This is a genomic window from Bradyrhizobium sp. (assembly GCF_049586575.1).
Classification (GTDB): Bacteria; Pseudomonadota; Alphaproteobacteria; order Rhizobiales; family Xanthobacteraceae; genus Bradyrhizobium.
Genome location: NZ_JBAVCF010000782.1, coordinates 1 through 1,600, shown reverse-complemented (window position 1 = coordinate 1,600; position 1,600 = coordinate 1). Strand labels below are relative to the sequence as shown.

At 58.4% G+C, this 1,600-nt stretch carries 2 protein-coding genes; both read left to right on the top strand.

The annotated features are described in order from the left end of the window. Window positions 1-46: 46 nt before the first annotated feature. Window positions 47-223, top strand: coding sequence for a hypothetical protein (locus tag WB528_RS28010; protein WP_423892635.1), 177 nt, complete (start codon window positions 47-49; stop codon window positions 221-223). A 242-nt stretch (window positions 224-465) separates the two neighbouring features. Further along, a complete protein-coding gene (locus WB528_RS28005; protein WP_423892633.1) occupies window positions 466-1,452 on the top strand; it encodes a sensor histidine kinase in 987 nt (328 codons plus the stop codon). Window positions 1,453-1,600 lie beyond the last annotated feature (148 nt).

Below are 1,600 nucleotides of genomic sequence, written 5' to 3'. Positions count from 1 at the left end.
GTCGGGAACCAACATGATGCACCGCGAAGGACGTTGAGGTGCTCGGATGAACGGAAATCGTTTCTACGGCGTGCGCGTCGAGGGCGCCAAATACGGCGTTGGCTTCGGCTCTGCGCTGGCGATTGCAATTTCCTATACCACCAACCACTCGATCCTCTGGGCGATCATCCACGGCATTTTCGGCTGGCTTTACGTGATCTATTTCGCGTTGTTTCGCTCTTAGCTCCGGGCGGATCAGCCGAGGGCGTCATCCGCCGTTCTCCGCGACCAGGTCAGCGGGTTGCCTGGAGTCTGTCATCGGCGCGCACCCCGTTGGCTAATCCGCCCTGCTCGCTTCGTGCCGGTGGCGATCGAATGGAACCATAACCCCAACCAGGTGTTGATCCCTTTGAGCCATTCATAAGGTCGGGAAAGCGTGTCTCCATTGCAGCCCCTTTCTCGTCCTGATGTGACGAGTGAACGTCGATGAGCGGCCGGGTCTGGGACGTCGGCAAGCTCCGTATGGCGACGGAAGCGGCGGGCATCGCCTTGTGGTCCTGGAACGTCGACACGGACCAGTTGGAGCTCGATGAGCGGGGATACGTTCTCTGGGGCGTTCCAAACACCGGCGCGATTACCTTTGAAACTCTTTCCGCGCGGATTCACCCTGAAGACCTGGATCGGGTAAGGGCAGCGTTTGCGGCGACGCGCGACATATCGGGAGCCTACGAAACCGACTTTCGCATTTTGCACGGTGACAAGGTCCATTGGATCTCCGCACGCGGCCGAGGCGATGATCAAGGCATCGTCGGCCGGATCATGTACGGCGTGTTCATTGACGTGACGGAGAGAAAGAAGGCCGAGGAAGCCCGCGAAATGCTCGCCAGCGAAATGAACCACCGGGTCAAAAATATCTTCGCGATTACGGCTGCCCTTACAGGCATATCTTCCCGTTCGACGACGACAAAGGACGAAATGGTCAAAGACCTGCGTCAGCGGATCGTTGCCCTCTCCAAAGCTCACGACATGGTTCGTCCCGATCACCGCCAACAGCACAAAGCAGCCCCGCTCGGAGATTTGCTGGCCACTCTCCTGGAGCCATATTCCAGATCATCTTCCGGTTTGGAGCGGGTTCAAATTTCGACGCCGAAAATACTGGTGGGCGAGAAATCCGCCACCGCGATTGCGTTGATCGTGCACGAACTGGCAACAAACTCAATCAAATACGGAGCGCTATCGAGCGAAAATGGAGCGCTTGAAATCAAATGCGGCGCCGAGGGTGGCGAAGTCGAAATTATCTGGACCGAGACCGGCGGCCCGCCGACGTCGAAACCGACTGGCCTGCCAGGATTTGGCACCAAGCTCGTCGTAAACAGTCTCTCCGATCAGCTTGGCGGCTCGATATCCGCGAATTGGCCACCGAGCGGTGCGATCATCACCCTCAAGATGAGCGAGGCCCGGCTCGGCGCATAAGTCAGCGGTCATGGCGGGAAATGCACGAAGCGTTTCCCTGCGAACTCCGAGCCCCTCGTTTTGAGGTTGGCGACTGATGGAGAAGAACAAATGACTGCCGGATCCGCCGCGCCAAAGGCCAAGGATTATTCCGTCGTTGCCGGCTCGT

What these genes read in the sequence shown, in the direction of transcription:
- WB528_RS28010 (WP_423892635.1), top strand. Translation starts at nt 47, where the DNA reads ATGAACGGAAATCGTTTCTACGGCGTGCGCGTCGAGGGCGCCAAATAC.
- WB528_RS28005 (WP_423892633.1), top strand. Translation starts at nt 466, where the DNA reads ATGAGCGGCCGGGTCTGGGACGTCGGCAAGCTCCGTATGGCGACGGAA.